We start from the raw sequence: 15,506 nt of genomic DNA on the forward strand, positions 1-15,506 counted from the left end.
GAATGCGCAACAAGTGCGCATTGACATACTAAGAATATGAGTGAACCATACGTAAAATTAGAAATTAAAAACGAAGTAGGATACATCGAGTTTTTTCATCCTGCACACAACTCTTTACCAGGAGATGTTTTAGCAAAACTAGCGCAAACCATAACAGGTGCTGGAACTAACGACGCTATTAAAGTTGTGGTTCTTAAAAGTGGAGGAGATAGAACTTTTTGCGCAGGAGCAAGCTTCGAAGAACTTATAAATATCAACGATGCAGCAACAGGGAAAGTGTTCTTTTCGGGTTTCGCAAACGTGATTAATGCCATGCGTAAATGTCCGAAATTTATTATCGGTCGCATTCAAGGAAAAACCGTTGGTGGTGGTGTTGGACTAGCAGCTGCAACCGATTATTGTATGGCTTCCAAATTCGCAGCTATTAAGTTAAGCGAATTGAATATTGGTATTGGACCATTTGTTGTCGGACCTGCAATAGAACGTAAAATGGGATTAAGCGCTATGTCGCAAATCGCAATTGATGCAAACACATTTTATCCTGCAGAATGGGCAAAACAAAAAGGTTTATTCACGCAAGTGTATGAAAGCACAGAAGTATTAGATGAGGCTGTAAAAACAACGGCAGAGCATTTATGTACCTATAATACAGAAGCCATGCTAGAAATGAAAAAAGTATTCTGGCAAGGCACAGACGATTGGGATTCACTTTTAGCAGAACGCGCTCAAACTAGTGGTAGATTGGTGCTTTCTGACTTTACAAAAGAAAAATTAAAAGGGTTTAAATAAAATTGAATTTACTCTATGTAAATAATGCTGCTTTTAGGTATAGTTATTCCTCGTTTTAAAATAACAAAATCAGAGGTAACTGCCCAAATAGTAGTGTCTACAGTTAATAATTTATTAGTACGATCTGTGAAATAAATTTTCACTTTAGTTTTTAATAAATTACCTAATTGAGTAGCACGTTCTAAATAATGAGATCTTAATTTTATTTTTTTAGGATTAGTAAGAATTTCATTTTTTGAAAATTTTAGTTGAGGGATGTCTTCTTTTTGTATAATGCAAGATGGAGTTGAGTAATTCATATATTAATAGTTTTATTTCAATGTAGTGTAGTTTTCTTGAGTAAACCTTACATTTATTTATCATTTTTATGAATATTTAACAGTTTAATTATTATTAATAAAATTATGGTTTACAGTTTTAAAGGTTATACACCAGTTGTTCACGAATCTAGTTTCGTACACCCATTAGCAGCGGTTACAGGAAACGTTATTATTGGTAAAAACTGTTACATCGGTCCAGGAGCAGCCATTCGTGGAGATTGGGGACAGATTATTTTAGAAGATGGTGTAAACGTACAAGAAAACTGTACAGTGCATATGTTTCCAGGTAAGTCCATCACACTAAAAGAAAGTGCACATGTGGGACATGGAGCGATAATTCATGGTGCAAATTTGGGTAGAAATTGCCTAATAGGAATGAATACAGTAATCATGGATGATGCAGAAATTGGAGATGAATGTATCATAGGAGCCATGTCATTTGTTAAGGCCGAAACTAAAATACCATACAGAAGTTTAGTAGTAGGTAATCCTGCGAAAGTGATTAGAGGAATAACAGATGAAATGATTGCGTGGAAAACAAAAGGCACACAATTATACCAACAATTACCAGCAGATTGCCATGAGAGTTTAAGAGAAGTTGAACCATTAAGAGAAGTGCCAGAAAACATGAAAATTCAAGATGATATTTATAAAACACTTCGGGAAACGTTCAAAAAATAAAATGACGTCTCTTCGAGTGATTCCAATTTTTTATCAGAATTGTATCGAGAAGCCCAGTGTTTTTCAATTTGAATATTAAAGACCTGTCATATTTTCAAAATTTTACAGGACTACAAAACCCGACTCAAATCAATCTCATTGGTCTCTTTACTCGTCGATAAAGCAATCAAACTTTGAACATTTCCTAGATAAGGAAGTAGCGTCAATTTTGAAATAATGAAAGTTTCATAAGCCTCAATATCCTCAACAACCAACTTTAGTAAATAGTCAAAATTTCCACTGACGCGATGGCATTCTACAACTTCCGGAAAGTTGTTGATTTCCTTTACAAACTTTTCTAAATAACTTCGCGTATGCCCTTGCAACGTGATTCCTATAAAAACAGTCAGTTTTAAGCCAATTTTCTTGTTGTTTAAAACAGCAACATATTTTTCAATATAACCTTCTTTTTCAAGTTTTTTAATGCGTTCAAATATTGGTGAAGTGCTCATGCCGAGTTCCTCAGCAATACTTTTTGTTGTTCGATTGCTATTCTTTTGAAGAATCGCAAGTAGTTGTGTGTCTATTTTATCGAGTGTATGTGGCATGAGAAAATTAGTTGCTTTAAAGCGGTAAATTTAATGATTAAAAGTCTAATAATCTGTAATGGTGTTAATTTTAAGAATAATATCCTTTTCAATGGTAAATTAAAAGATTTTAACAATTGTATAATTCAATATACATTATCTTTAATTCTTAGAATCCTAAACTACGATAGCTTGAAGAATTTCGAATTAAAGATGCCTAAAATGGGCGAAAGTATAACCGAAGGCACCATCATCAATTGGTTGATTTCTGAAGGAGACTCTTTCGAAGAAGGAGATATTATACTAGAAGTAGCAACAGATAAAGTAGATAACGAAGTGCCAGCACCAGCAGCAGGAACTTTAATTAAAACCATGTTTCAAGCTAAAGATGTCGTTCCAGTAGGAGAAGTTCTTGCGATTTTAGAAGTTTCAGAAGTGAAGAAATCGAAAGTACAAAATGAATTTAAAGCTGCAAGTTCGAGCGCTGCTGAGAATAAGGTAAAGTCTAAAAGACCAAAGCCAGTACAGCAGGCTTCCAACTCGAGTTCTACTTCATTTTCAACATCAAACGCAAACACCTTCTTTTCGCCATTAATCATCAAAATAGCAAAAGAACATCACATCAGTTTTGAAGAATTAGCACGAATTCCTGCAACAGGAAATGAAGGCAGACTTCGTAAAAGCGATGTGTTTCAATATATAGATGAAGGACGACCATATAAATTCGCACAACCAGTAGCCGAAAAAGATCCAACAGCCTATAGAATTCCACAATTAAACTTCGATAAAGGCAAAGGAAAAGTGATCGAAATGGACAGAATGCGCCAAATGATTGCTGACCATATGGTGTACTCAAAACATACATCGCCTCACGTTACTGCTTATGTAGAAGCGGATATGACGAATATGGTAAATTGGAGAAACGCAAACAAAGTTGCCTTTCAAGAAAAGCATGGAGAGCGTTTAACCTTCACACCATTATTTGTAGAAGCTGTAGCGAAAGCAGTAAAAGATTTCCCGAATATTAATGCTTCTGTCGATGGTAATAACATTATTGTAAAAGAAGATATTAATATTGGTATGGCAACAGCATTACCAAGTGGAAACTTAATAGTACCTGTAGTAAAAAATGCAGATACTAAAAATTTAAAAGAGATTGCTAGTAACGTAAACGAATTAGCAGGAAAAGCTAGAGAAAACAAACTAGCAGGAGACGATATAAAAGGCAGCACCTTCACAATTTCTAACGTAGGAACTTTTGGGAGCGTTATGGGAACACCAATTATTAATCAACCAGAAGTTGCCATTTTAGCATTAGGAATAATCAAAAAACGACCAGAAGTTATCACTACTGAGAAAGGAGATGAAATAGCTATTCGTAGCATGATGTACTTATCGCTCTCTTTCGATCATCGCGTAGTAGACGGATTCTTAGGAGGAAGTTTTGTAAGAAGAGTAGCAGATTATTTCGAACAATTTGATACTAATAGAGAAATATAAATCATTTGTCATTCCTGCGAAGGCAGGAATCCACTATGAAATAATAAATTAAATAGATTCCTGCCTACGCAGGAATGGAAGCAAATTATGAGCCATAACATATCCATACAAAAAGTAACCGAATCTAAAGTCTCAAACATAGACTTCAACAACATACCATTAGGTACAACATTCACAGACCACATGTTTATTTGTGATTATAACAATGGTGCATGGGAAAATCCAAGAATTGAACCCATGGGAATGATTCCTACACATCCAGCAGCCATGGCTTTGCACTACGGACAAGCCATTTTCGAAGGTATGAAAGCCACTGTAGATGCCAATGGAAATCCTATGCTTTTCAGACCATCAAAAAATGCAGAACGGTTAAATTTTAGTGCAGATAGAATGGGAATGCCTAATTTTCCAGAAGATTTATTTGTAGATGGCTTAAAACAACTAGTTGCAATAGAACAAAATTGGATTCCACCAATGGACGGAAGCGCACTCTATTTAAGGCCATTCATGTATGCAGACGAAGCTTTTATAGGTATGCGAGCAGCAACACATTACAAGTTTATAATCATGGCATCACCAGCTGGTCCATTTTTCACTAAACGTATAAAATTGTGGGCAGAAAATAAATATATACGTGCAGCCTCAGGCGGAACAGGAGAAGCGAAAGCAGCAGGAAATTACGCAGCAGCCATTCGTCCAACAGAATTAGCAAAAGCCAAAGGATATGACCAAGTATTGTGGTTAGATGCTGTAGAACATAACTATATCCAAGAAGTTGGCACCATGAATATTTTCTTTAAAGTCAACGGAAAATTCATCACACCAAAACGCGATGGTTCCATTCTAGATGGCATAACCAGAATGAGCGTTATGGATATTTTAAGAGATAAAGGTTACGAGGTTACAGAACGCGCTATAACCATTCAAGAAATCCGAGATGCTTCAATTGACGGTACATTAGAAGAAGCTTTCGGAACAGGAACAGCCGTTGGTATTGCTTATATTCAAGAAATTGCAATGGGCGAAACAATAATTCATGTATCAGATAAAAGTCCAGTTGGTTTAGAAGTTAACAATACTCTAAACGCTATCAAAACCGGTAAAATTGAAGACAAATTTAATTGGATGATTAAAATTGAAAACCAATTAGCTTAGAGTAATTTGGGCGTTACCACAAGGGTCGCGCTTTCACTACTCGCTCTTTTTGCAGAAAAAGCAAAAAGGAGCTCAAACAAACCGTTCAATCGCTAACGCAGAGATTACCGATTTGTCATTCAGAGCAAAGTGAAGAATCTCAGTGAAAATCTGAGTAATAGTTAAATTTAAGGTTTGTCATTCCTGCGAAGGCAGGAATCCAAAATATTAGAGAATTTAAAATAGATTCCTGTCTACGCAGGAATGACAATTATGAAAAAAGAAACACTAAAAAAAGGATTTTCAAAACTCTGCACAGCAAAAGCAATGGCAGAATTATACGAAGCTAATTTTAAACAAGTTTCAAAATACGTACACGCAACATCTCGTGGACACGAAGCCATTCAAATTGCATTAGGTTTACAATTATTACCGCAAGATTATGCATTTCCGTACTATAGAGACGATGCTATGTTATTATCGTTTGGTTTAGAGCCTTACGATTTAATGTTGCAATTATTAGCAAAAAAAGAGGACCCATTTTCTGGAGGAAGAACCTACTATTCACATCCAAGTTTAAAGGACGACGATAAGCCAAAAATACCGCATCAATCCTCAGCAACAGGTATGCAAACCATTCCAGCAACAGGCGTTGCCATGGGAATGCAGTATAAAGAATTACAAGGTTTAGACGATTATAGTTTAGAATCTGACCCTGTCAGTTCGAGCGCAGTCGAGAACGCTCTAAAACCAATAACAGTTTGTAGTTTAGGAGACGCCTCAGTAACCGAAGGAGAAATAGCAGAAGCTTTTCAAATGGCAGCATTAAAGCAAATGCCAATCTTATATTTAGTACAAGATAATGGTTGGGATATTAGTGCTAATGCAGCAGAAACAAGAGCACAAAATGCTTTTGAATATGCAGCAGGATTTAAAGGTTTGGACGCTATTTCAATAGATGGTGCCAACTTTACAGAAAGCTACGAAGCCTTAGAAAAAGTAATAGAAACTATTCGTACAGAACGCAGACCATTTTTAGTACACGCAAAAGTACCATTGTTAAATCACCATACTTCTGGTGTAAGAATGGAATGGTATCGCGATGATTTAGAAGAAGCACGTTCTCGTGATCCTTATCCGGTTATTAAACAACAATTACTAGATGCTGGATTTTCAGAACAAGACGTTTTAGACATTGAAAATTCAGCGAAAGCGAAAGTAGAATCAGATTTCGAAAAAGCTTTAAAAGCTGAAGACCCAAAACCGGAAGATTTATTCACAAACGATTTTGTACCAACACCAATTACCGAGGAAAAAGGAATACGTTCACCAGAAGATGCCGAAAAAGTAGTGATGGTAGATTGTGCACTTTTCGCTGTAGAAGAATTAATGAAAAAACATAAAGAGTGTTTACTTTACGGTCAAGATGTTGGAGGAAGACTTGGTGGTGTTTTTAGAGAAGCAGCAACATTAGCACAAAAATTTGGAGACGACAGAGTGTTTAATACACCAATACAAGAAGCATTTATAGTAGGTTCTACAGTTGGCATGTCTGCTGTTGGATTAAAACCAATCGTAGAAGTTCAGTTTGCAGATTATATTTGGCCTGGCTTAAATCAATTATTTACAGAAGTTAGTAGAAGTTGTTATTTATCTAACGGTAAATGGCCAGTGTCTATGATTCTTAGAGTACCCATTGGTGCTTATGGAAGTGGTGGACCTTACCATTCCTCATCGGTTGAATCTGTAATAACAAATATTAGAGGTATAAAAATTGCCTATCCAAGTAATGGAGCAGATTTAAAAGGATTGATGAAAGCGGCTTATTACGATCCTAATCCAGTTGTAATTTTAGAACACAAAGGGTTGTATTGGTCTAAAGTGCCAGGAACGCAAGGTGCAACGTCTGTGGAGCCAAGTGAAGATTATGTATTGCCTTTTGGTAAAGCATGGGTTTTACAAGAAATTTGGAAACAACAAAATTTAGAAACATTAACTATTGTGACTTACGGCATGGGAGTACATTGGGCAATGAATGCTAGTGCAGAATTAGGGATGCATGACCAAATTGAAGTGATTGATTTACGTACACTGTTTCCTTTAGACGAAGACACGATTATGGAATCGGTTAAGAAAACAGGAAAGTGTTTAGTGGTAACAGAAGAACCTTCAAACAATAGTTTTGCAAGAGCCTTATCTGGTAAAATTCAAGAAGAATGCTTTAAATATTTAGATGCGCCAGTCATGACAATTGGTAGTGAGAATATGCCTGCAATTCCTTTAAATTCGACTTTAGAACAAACCATGATTCCTTCAACAGATAAAGTGAAAGCTAAGATAGAAAAGATACTAAACTATTAAATTTATAATAGTCTTACACATATACTTATGTGTGTAATAAAAGGGATTCGTAATTGGAAAACAATTATGAATCCCTTTTTTTTATGAATTCAATTTGCTTCATTTTTATAGAAATAGATTTTAGTTAAAATATGTTTTTTCAAAAAAAGAGATTTCAAAAATAAATTGGAAAGCGTATGAAAGTCGTAAATAATCTTCTATATTTGAGGTGTAAACTTTAGGAGTAGCTATTAAATTAGTTTGAGAAACATCCTTAGAACCTGATTTGGTTAATACCAACGTAGGAAAAAGTTATGTTCGATAAAACATCGAAATACTACCATTTTGGTTTACAGTAATATTTTATAAATATGATTACTATAAAAGTAAACCAAGAAGATCACCACATTTTAGAAAACATAACACTACAAGAGTTTGTCGAAAATTTAAAAATTCAAACAAACGGCATTGCTATTGCTATAAATAATACTGTGGTAAAGAAAACAGATTGGTCTTCAAGATTACTTCAAAATAATGATGATATTTTAATTATAAAATCTACTCAAGGAGGATGATTTTTATTTTAAAAGGAAACCAATTATCAAATGAAGAACAAAGACACAGCTCCAAAGCAAAACGGTATTACAAGACACCCGTTTCCGAATTCTAAGAAAATCTATGTCAACGGAAAAATTCACCCGCAAATTAAAGTTGCTATGCGTGAAATTACATTGAGTGATACGGTAGACTCAATGACAAAAAAGAAAACACCCAACGAGCCCGTAACTATTTATGATACTTCCGGACCTTACACAGATCCAGACAAATCAATAGATGTACATACCGGTATTGAAAGAATTCGAGAACCTTGGATTAAAGAACGTGGTGATGTAGAGGAATTAGAATCATTCTCTTCAGAATATTGTAACGAGCGTTTAAACGATGCTAGTTTAGATCACATGCGTTTTAAGTTATTAAAGAATCCGCTAAGAGCTAAAAAAGGTCAAAATGTAACACAATTACATTACGCTAAAAAAGGACTAATTACACCAGAAATGGAGTATATCGCTATTCGAGAAAACCAACGAATAGATGAAATGACAGAGATTAGAAAGCAACATAAAGGAGAACACTTTGGTGCTTCTATTCCAGATAAAATTACACCAGAATTTGTAAGGTCGGAAGTTGCAAGAGGTCGCGCAATAATTCCGTCAAATATTAATCACCCTGAAGCAGAACCTATGATTTTAGGTCGAAACTTCTTAGTAAAAATAAATGCAAATATTGGAAATTCTGCCGTTACCTCATCCATAGAAGAAGAAGTAGAAAAAGCAGTGTGGGCTTGCCGTTGGGGAGCAGATAATATTATGGATTTATCTACCGGAGAAAATATTCACGAAACTCGCGAGTGGATTATTCGTAACTCACCAGTCCCAGTGGGTACCGTGCCCATTTACCAAGCATTAGAAAAAGTAAACGGTGTTGCCGAAGATTTAACATGGGAGATTTTTCGCGATACATTAATAGAACAAGCCGAACAAGGAGTCGATTATTTTACCATTCACGCAGGTGTGTTATTACGTTACGTGCCAATGACGGCAAAACGTGTTACTGGTATTGTATCTCGTGGCGGATCAATTATGGCAAAGTGGTGTTTAGCACATCATAAAGAAAGTTTTTTATATACGCATTTCGAAGATATTTGCGAAATCTTAAAACAGTACGATGTAGCCTTTTCTCTAGGAGATGGTCTGCGTCCAGGTTCTGTTGCAGATGCTAATGACGAAGCACAATTTGCAGAATTAGAAACGCTAGGAGAGCTAACGCAAATTGCACGTAAACACGAAGTCCAGTGTTTCATAGAAGGACCAGGACACGTGCCAATGCACATGATTAAAGAAAATATGGAGAAGCAAATAGAACTTTGCGACGAAGCTCCTTTTTACACTTTAGGTCCTTTAACTACAGATATTGCACCAGGTTACGATCATATTACTTCAGGTATTGGAGCCGCAATGATAGGTTGGTACGGTTGCGCCATGTTGTGCTACGTAACTCCAAAAGAGCACTTAGGATTACCAAATAAAGAAGATGTACGCGTCGGTGTGGTGACGTATAAATTGGCTGCGCATGCTGCCGATTTGGCCAAAGGTCACCCAGGCTCGCAACACAGAGACAATGCGTTGAGTATGGCGCGTTTTGAGTTCCGTTGGGAAGATCAATTTAATTTAGGCTTAGACCCAGAGCGTGCACGCGAATATCATGATGAAACTTTGCCTGCCGCAGGTGCTAAAATCGCTCATTTTTGTTCTATGTGCGGACCAAAATTCTGCTCTATGAAAATTTCTCAAGAGGTACGCGATTTTGCTGCAGTTAACGATATTGTAGATAACGAGGTTCTTGCAAAAGGAATGGAAGAAAAATCTAAAGAGTTTAAAGAAAAAGGATCCGAAGTCTATTTGTAAAATTATAAGGAAGTTCCCACGCTTTGAAAAAAAAGCGTGGTCGGGCTTTCCGTTATATCTTTTACTGGTTCTCGATACAAATTTATTCATACACTGCATAAATTTACTCGAACTGACGGCAAAAGGATGCCACTATAATTGTATAACACTCACGAGTTCCTATTTAATAAAATAGAATAACTGAGTAATCCCTAACTCAAAATCCAAGTAACCGTCATTACGAGGAGGTACGACGAAGTAATTTTATCTTTTAATATTAAAAACTAAAAACCTATGATAGTTCTTATCGCACCAGAAAACGATATTCCAAACGAAATAGAAATACTAAACCAATTATTTAGAGAAGGTTTATTGGTGTATCATTTGAGAAAACCAGAGAAAAACTACGATGAACACGTTGCGTATTTAAACAAAATTGATAAAGAATATCACAACAGAATTGTAGTGCATTATTTTCATGAGCTGATAAACGATTTCAATTTAAAAGGTATTCATTTTCAAGAACAAAAAAGAATGGACCATATAGATAATCCTGGTCAATATTTCAAAAACCTAAATATGTTTGGTAAAACCATAAGCTCTTCATTTCATGAGCCAGAAGTATTAAAAGCGTGTTATTTTGAGTTCGATTATCATTTATTAAGTCCTGTTTTTTCTTCAATATCAAAAAAAGGATATAAGGGAAAAGGTTTTGATGTTAAGCATATTGATAAAACAATCATTGGTATGGGTGGTATTAATGTAGAAACGATAGAAGAAACTATAACGTTAGGATTTAAAGGAATAGGTGTTTTAGGTGGTGTTTGGAATGCTGAAAATCCGTTAGAGGGTTTTATAAAAATAAAAGAAACATATAATAAACACACCAGTAAATAAGTGTTTTTTGAATAACCTATTGATGCTAAATACATAAAAATTGAATCAAAAAAAATACATCTTAACAATAGCGGGTTTAGATCCATCAAGTGGTGCCGGAATTACGTCGGATATTAAAACATTTGAAGCGCATGGATTGTACGGTTTAGCCGTGTGTACGGCAGTTACTGTTCAAAACGATATAGATTTTAAAGACTGTATTTGGATTGAAAAAGAAACCATTTTAAATCAGATTGACCTTTTGTTTCAACGGTTTGCCATTGCTGTAGTAAAAATAGGAATCATCCAGTCTTGGGACGTTTTATTAGAAGTTATTCAAACATTAAAAAAGCTAAATCCAACTATAAAAATAGTACTAGATCCTGTTTTAAAAGCGAGTGCAGGTTTTAGTTTTCATAATAAACAAGATTTAAAAATTTTAGAAGAAGTCTTGAGAAGTTGTGATTTTATCACACCAAATTACGAAGAGATTGAAGCCTTATTTCCAGAGAAATCTATAGAAGACACCATCGATTTTATTTCAGAAAAAACAAATATCTACTTAAAAGGAGGTCATAGAACGGATAAAAAAGGATGGGATGAAGTCTATTACAGTAAAATAGTAAAACTAAATATTCCACCGATTGCTGATACCGTTTTCCAAAAACATGGAAGCGGTTGTGTTTTATCGTCAGCATTGGCTTCTAATTTAGAAAAAGGAATGAACATAGAAGATGCTTGTAAAAATGTAAAATGGTATACCGAACAGTTTTTAAATTCAAACAGCACCCTGCTAGGAACACATAAATACACAGAAAATGCTAAGTAAACTACATTATATTTCTCAGGGCAAAACACCGCAAGATCATATAGAAAATATACAGAAGGCATGTGAAAACGGAGCAGAATTAGTACAGCTGCGTTTAAAAGAAATGGCACTAGATATCATTTTAGAAACTGCAGAAAAAGCTAGAGAAGTCACCACTCAATTTAAAGTGAAACTAATAATAAATGATCATTATAAAATAGCTAAAGCCGTAAAAGCAGACGGTGTTCATTTAGGAAAAACAGATACATGTCCATTAATAGCTAGAGTTTATTTGGGAAAACAATTTGTAATTGGTGGTACTGCAAACACTTTAGAAGATTGCAAAGGTTTAATAGAAAAGCAAGTGGATTATATTGGTTTAGGACCTTTTCAGTTTACAGAAACTAAAAAGAATTTAAGTCCAGTTTTGGGTGTCGAAGGTTACAAGCAGTTAATAGATAAGCTAGAAAAAGACACGCCTATAATTGCTATTGGTGGTATTGGTATGGAAGACGTTCTGACAATAATAAAAACAGGTGTTTACGGAATAGCCGTTTCTGGAACAATAACTAAAGATTTTACAAGTATTTCTAAGTTTTATGAAATCTTAAATTCGTCAGAGGTAAAAGCATAAGCAGTCTTAATCTAACATAGATTCAAAAAAAGTAAAAATGAATAAAATATTAAAAATAGCAGATAAAGAATTTACCTCTAGATTATTCACAGGAACAGGAAAGTTTAGCGCTTCAGAAGTAATGAAAGACGCTTTATTAGCTTCCAAAAGTGAACTCATAACGGTTGCTTTAAAAAGAGTCGATGTTCAAAATAATGAAGATGATATTTTAAGGCATTTAAAGCATGCTCATATTAATTTATTGCCAAACACATCTGGGGTTAGAACCGCTAAAGAAGCCATTTTCGCAGCAGAATTATCAAGAGAGGCTTTAGGGACTAACTGGATTAAATTAGAAATTCATCCAGATCCTAGGTATTTATTACCAGACCCTATAGAAACTTTAAAAGCGGCTGAAGCATTAGTAAAATTGGGATTTGTAGTGATGCCTTACATTCATGCGGATCCTGTGTTGTGTAAGCGATTAGAAGATGTGGGCGTGCAATGTGTTATGCCATTGGGAGCACCGATAGGAAGTAACAAAGGATTAAAAACGCAAGATTTTTTAGACATTATTATCGAGCAATCTAATGTGCCTGTTATTGTAGATGCTGGTATTGGCGCACCATCGCATGCAGCTTATGCCATGGAATTAGGTGCGGATGCTGTCTTAGTAAATACGGCAATTGCAGTATCTAAAAATCCGGTAGCTATGGCAAAAGCATTCAAATTGGCCGTGGAAGCTGGTAGAATGGCGTTTGAAGCCAAACTCGCACCAATTAAAAATAAAGCGGAAGCGAGTAGTCCGCTAACAAGTTTTTTAAACTAAAATATGGCAAATTTCATAGAACTTTTCGATACTTATAATTGGGATAACACACTGAAAAGCATCTTCAGTAAAACAGAAGTTGAGGTAGAAAATGCTTTAGCAAAAGAAAAGCTGGATTTAGAAGATTTTAAAGCCTTAATTTCTCCTGCAGCAAAGCCATTTTTAGAACGAATGGCACAGAAAAGTAGCATGCTCACTAAAAAACGATTTGGTAATACCATACAAATGTATGCGCCAATGTACTTAAGTAATGAGTGCCAGAACATCTGCACGTATTGCGGGTTTAGTATGACAAACAAAATACCAAGACGCACATTAACAGATGCTGAGATTTTAAAAGAGGTGGCATTTTTGAAAAAAAAAGGATATGATCATATCTTGTTAGTTACTGGAGAAGCCAATAAAACGGTAGGCGTCAATTATATTAAAAACGCGATTAAAATAATACGTTCTCAATTCTCGAATATTACCATAGAAGTACAGCCTTTAGATCAAGAGGAATACGAGTTGTTAATTGAAAACGGATTGTACGCCGTATTGGTATATCAAGAAACATATCACAGAGAAGAGTATAAGAAACACCATCCAAAAGGAAAGAAATCTAATTTTAATTACCGTTTAGATACACCAGATAGATTAGGGAAAGCAGGTGTTCATAAAATTGGATTAGGTGCTCTGTTTGGTTTAGAAGATTGGCGTGCAGATAGTTTTTTTACAGCCTTGCATTTAAAATATTTACAAAAAGCGTATTGGAAGACAAAGTACTCTATTTCATTTCCAAGATTAAGGCCGCATTCTGGAGGTTTAGAGCCAAAAGTAGAAATGACCGATAGTGATCTGGTGCAATTAATTTGTGCTTTTCGTTTGTTAGATGAAGATATAGAATTGTCTATGTCTACAAGGGAAAATGAAATATTTAGAAATAATATTGTTCAATTAGGTGCTACTTCAATTAGTGCAGAATCTAAAACAAATCCGGGTGGTTATACTGTAGAGCCACAATCTTTAGAACAGTTTGAAATTTCTGATGAAAGGAGTACAGAAGAAATCGTAAAAATGTTAAAAGGTCAAGGGTTAGAAGTGGTTTGGAAAGATTGGGAACATTTTGAAGAAATACAAAAGTAATGAGTCTTACCATAGAAGAACGAAAGCAATACAGTCGTCATCTTATTTTAGATGAAATAGGGGAAGCAGGACAATTAAAACTGAAGCAAGCAAAGGTTTTAGTCATTGGTGCTGGTGGTTTAGGTTGTCCTGTTTTACAATATTTAACAGCGGCAGGTATTGGAACTATTGGTATAATAGACCATGACATAGTCGATCAAAGTAATTTACAACGTCAGATTTTATATACTATTAATGATGTTGGTTTTTCTAAAGCAGAAACAGCTGCTAAGCGGTTATCTCAATTGAATCCGTTTGTGCTTTTTAATACTTATAACGAAAAACTAACTCGTGAAAATGCAATGGGGTTATTCTCTAATTATGATATAATAATAGACGGAAGTGATAATTTTTCAACGCGGTATTTAACAAACGATGCAGCAGTAATTATGAACAAACCTTTAGTTTACGGCGCTATTTTTAAATTCGACGGCCAAGTTAGTGTCTTTAATTATTTAGGAAGTGCAACTTATAGATGTTTGTATCCAACACCTCCAAAACCTGAAGCGTCTCCCAGTTGTTCAGAAATAGGTGTCCTGGGTGTTTTGCCTGGCATTATTGGGAGTTTACAGGCAAATGAAGCCATTAAGCTTATTTGTGGTTTTGGAGAACTGTTGACGAATAAGCTGTTATTATTTGATGCTTTAAGTTTGAATCAACAGATAATGGGTTTTGAAAGAGATGAAACGTCAACAATTAATGCTTTAGAAAAAGATTATAATTTTTTCTGCGGCATTGTTTCAACTAAAGAGATCACATTAGATGAATTGAATAGAAACAAAGAGAATTATAATTTGTTAGATGTTAGAGAAGCATCAGAAAGAGAAGCGTATCATATAGGTGGACAACATATTCCTTTAGGACAGTTATCAAAACGATTTAAAGAAATAGATATTACTTTACCTATTGTAGTTTATTGTAAGTCAGGAAAAAGAAGTCATAGCGCCATTTCTTATTTAAAAGCGAAATTAGATAAGGCTGTTTTTTACAATTTAAAAGAAGGGGTATAGCTGTGAGTTTTGGGCGTAGTTTTACAAGGGTATTGTCAAGAAGAGTATCAGTAAAAGTTTTTAGTACTTAGGAGTAATTTAATGAAGGGATCGATTCTTTTTTAGAGAAAAAATAAAAATAGAGAAATTATTTAATTTTCAGGCATAAAAAAGCCTATCTAAAAGATAGGCCTTATTCTTAAAAAGATTGAAAGGTATATAATTATATAACTTTTACATTTACTGCGTTTAATCCTTTTTTTCCTTCTGCTAAATCGAATTCTACATTGTCTCCTTCTCTAATCTCATCGACTAAACCAGAAATGTGTACAAAATGCTCTTTGTTGTTTCCTTCTTCTGTTATGAATCCAAAACCTTTAGAGTCATTAAAAAATTTTACTGTACCAGTACTCATATTATAATATATTAAATTAAGATGCAAATATAATGTAA

16 protein-coding genes and 1 riboswitch are annotated in these 15,506 nt (G+C 34.7%); of the genes, 13 read left to right on the top strand and 3 right to left on the bottom strand.

Going from position 1 to position 15,506, the window contains the following annotated elements:
* Positions 1–36 precede the first annotated feature (36 nt).
* Positions 37–789, top strand: coding sequence for an enoyl-CoA hydratase/isomerase family protein (locus tag HM986_RS14035; RefSeq protein WP_179335725.1), 753 nt, complete (start codon positions 37–39; stop codon positions 787–789).
* A gap of 8 nt (positions 790–797) precedes the next feature.
* Here HM986_RS14035 and HM986_RS14040 read toward each other — a convergent pair whose 3' ends face one another.
* On the bottom strand, positions 798–1,088 hold the full coding sequence (locus HM986_RS14040) for a hypothetical protein (protein WP_179335726.1): 291 nt from the start codon (positions 1,086–1,088) through the stop codon (positions 798–800).
* Between the two features lie 105 nt (positions 1,089–1,193).
* On the opposite strand from HM986_RS14040, the gene HM986_RS14045 reads away from it, so the two are divergent.
* Positions 1,194–1,790, top strand: a complete 597-nt coding sequence (locus HM986_RS14045; protein WP_179335727.1) for an acyltransferase — start codon at positions 1,194–1,196, stop codon at positions 1,788–1,790.
* Positions 1,791–1,900: 110 nt separating this feature from the next.
* Here HM986_RS14045 and HM986_RS14050 read toward each other — a convergent pair whose 3' ends face one another.
* Entirely contained in the window at positions 1,901–2,377 is a 477-nt protein-coding gene (locus HM986_RS14050; RefSeq protein ID WP_092470430.1) for an Lrp/AsnC family transcriptional regulator, read from the bottom strand.
* A gap of 201 nt (positions 2,378–2,578) precedes the next feature.
* Between HM986_RS14050 and HM986_RS14055 the strand changes: the two genes are divergently transcribed.
* The 11 genes from HM986_RS14055 to moeB all read left to right on the top strand — a co-directional run bounded on the left by HM986_RS14055 (position 2,579) and on the right by moeB (position 15,074).
* Complete coding sequence (locus tag HM986_RS14055; protein ID WP_246288516.1) at positions 2,579–3,856, top strand: dihydrolipoamide acetyltransferase family protein; 1,278 nt, start codon at positions 2,579–2,581, stop codon at positions 3,854–3,856.
* Positions 3,857–3,943: 87 nt separating this feature from the next.
* Positions 3,944–5,011, top strand: coding sequence for a branched-chain amino acid aminotransferase (locus HM986_RS14060; protein WP_179335728.1), 1,068 nt, complete (start codon positions 3,944–3,946; stop codon positions 5,009–5,011).
* 252 nt (positions 5,012–5,263) lie between these two features.
* Positions 5,264–7,351, top strand: coding sequence for an alpha-ketoacid dehydrogenase subunit alpha/beta (locus HM986_RS14065; RefSeq protein WP_179335729.1), 2,088 nt, complete (start codon positions 5,264–5,266; stop codon positions 7,349–7,351).
* Positions 7,352–7,560: 209 nt separating this feature from the next.
* Positions 7,561–7,655: riboswitch (TPP riboswitch) on the top strand.
* A gap of 46 nt (positions 7,656–7,701) precedes the next feature.
* On the top strand, positions 7,702–7,905 hold the full coding sequence (gene thiS / locus HM986_RS14070) for a sulfur carrier protein ThiS (protein WP_179316208.1): 204 nt from the start codon (positions 7,702–7,704) through the stop codon (positions 7,903–7,905).
* 30 nt (positions 7,906–7,935) lie between these two features.
* Positions 7,936–9,795: a phosphomethylpyrimidine synthase ThiC gene (gene thiC, locus HM986_RS14075; protein WP_179335730.1), complete on the top strand. Its 1,860-nt coding sequence runs from the start codon at positions 7,936–7,938 to the stop codon at positions 9,793–9,795.
* A gap of 273 nt (positions 9,796–10,068) precedes the next feature.
* Entirely contained in the window at positions 10,069–10,671 is a 603-nt protein-coding gene (locus tag HM986_RS14080) for a thiamine phosphate synthase (protein WP_179335731.1), read from the top strand.
* Between the two features lie 40 nt (positions 10,672–10,711).
* Positions 10,712–11,479, top strand: a complete 768-nt coding sequence (locus tag HM986_RS14085) for a hydroxymethylpyrimidine/phosphomethylpyrimidine kinase (RefSeq protein ID WP_179335732.1) — start codon at positions 10,712–10,714, stop codon at positions 11,477–11,479.
* Complete coding sequence (gene thiE, locus HM986_RS14090; protein ID WP_179335733.1) at positions 11,469–12,092, top strand: thiamine phosphate synthase; 624 nt, start codon at positions 11,469–11,471, stop codon at positions 12,090–12,092. The genes HM986_RS14085 and thiE overlap by 11 nt, the downstream gene beginning before the upstream one ends.
* A gap of 37 nt (positions 12,093–12,129) precedes the next feature.
* Complete coding sequence (locus HM986_RS14095) at positions 12,130–12,900, top strand: thiazole synthase (protein ID WP_179335734.1); 771 nt, start codon at positions 12,130–12,132, stop codon at positions 12,898–12,900.
* 3 nt (positions 12,901–12,903) lie between these two features.
* Positions 12,904–14,025 (top strand): 2-iminoacetate synthase ThiH, encoded by a 1,122-nt coding sequence (gene thiH / locus HM986_RS14100; protein ID WP_179335735.1) that lies wholly within the window; start codon positions 12,904–12,906, stop codon positions 14,023–14,025.
* On the top strand, positions 14,025–15,074 hold the full coding sequence (gene moeB, locus HM986_RS14105) for a molybdopterin-synthase adenylyltransferase MoeB (RefSeq protein WP_179335736.1): 1,050 nt from the start codon (positions 14,025–14,027) through the stop codon (positions 15,072–15,074). Before thiH ends, moeB begins: the two co-directional genes overlap by 1 nt.
* Before the next feature lie 202 nt (positions 15,075–15,276).
* On the opposite strand, the gene HM986_RS14110 is transcribed toward moeB, so the two are convergent.
* On the bottom strand, positions 15,277–15,468 hold the full coding sequence (locus HM986_RS14110; RefSeq protein WP_020895249.1) for a cold-shock protein: 192 nt from the start codon (positions 15,466–15,468) through the stop codon (positions 15,277–15,279).
* Positions 15,469–15,506: the final 38 nt, after the last annotated feature.

The sequence above is a fragment of the Winogradskyella costae genome, from assembly GCF_013403865.1.
In the GTDB taxonomy this organism is placed as follows: domain Bacteria; phylum Bacteroidota; class Bacteroidia; order Flavobacteriales; family Flavobacteriaceae; genus Winogradskyella; species Winogradskyella costae.

Coding starts and splice junctions, on each gene's coding strand:
- HM986_RS14035 (WP_179335725.1), top strand. CDS start 37: ATGAGTGAACCATACGTAAAATTAGAAATTAAAAACGAAGTAGGATAC.
- HM986_RS14040 (WP_179335726.1), bottom strand. CDS start 1,088: ATGAATTACTCAACTCCATCTTGCATTATACAAAAAGAAGACATCCCT.
- HM986_RS14045 (WP_179335727.1), top strand. CDS start 1,194: ATGGTTTACAGTTTTAAAGGTTATACACCAGTTGTTCACGAATCTAGT.
- HM986_RS14050 (WP_092470430.1), bottom strand. CDS start 2,377: ATGCCACATACACTCGATAAAATAGACACACAACTACTTGCGATTCTT.
- HM986_RS14055 (WP_246288516.1), top strand. CDS start 2,579: ATGGGCGAAAGTATAACCGAAGGCACCATCATCAATTGGTTGATTTCT.
- HM986_RS14060 (WP_179335728.1), top strand. CDS start 3,944: ATGAGCCATAACATATCCATACAAAAAGTAACCGAATCTAAAGTCTCA.
- HM986_RS14065 (WP_179335729.1), top strand. CDS start 5,264: ATGAAAAAAGAAACACTAAAAAAAGGATTTTCAAAACTCTGCACAGCA.
- thiS (WP_179316208.1), top strand. CDS start 7,702: ATGATTACTATAAAAGTAAACCAAGAAGATCACCACATTTTAGAAAAC.
- thiC (WP_179335730.1), top strand. CDS start 7,936: ATGAAGAACAAAGACACAGCTCCAAAGCAAAACGGTATTACAAGACAC.
- HM986_RS14080 (WP_179335731.1), top strand. CDS start 10,069: ATGATAGTTCTTATCGCACCAGAAAACGATATTCCAAACGAAATAGAA.
- thiE (WP_179335733.1), top strand. CDS start 11,469: ATGCTAAGTAAACTACATTATATTTCTCAGGGCAAAACACCGCAAGAT.
- HM986_RS14095 (WP_179335734.1), top strand. CDS start 12,130: ATGAATAAAATATTAAAAATAGCAGATAAAGAATTTACCTCTAGATTA.
- thiH (WP_179335735.1), top strand. CDS start 12,904: ATGGCAAATTTCATAGAACTTTTCGATACTTATAATTGGGATAACACA.
- moeB (WP_179335736.1), top strand. CDS start 14,025: ATGAGTCTTACCATAGAAGAACGAAAGCAATACAGTCGTCATCTTATT.
- HM986_RS14110 (WP_020895249.1), bottom strand. CDS start 15,468: ATGAGTACTGGTACAGTAAAATTTTTTAATGACTCTAAAGGTTTTGGA.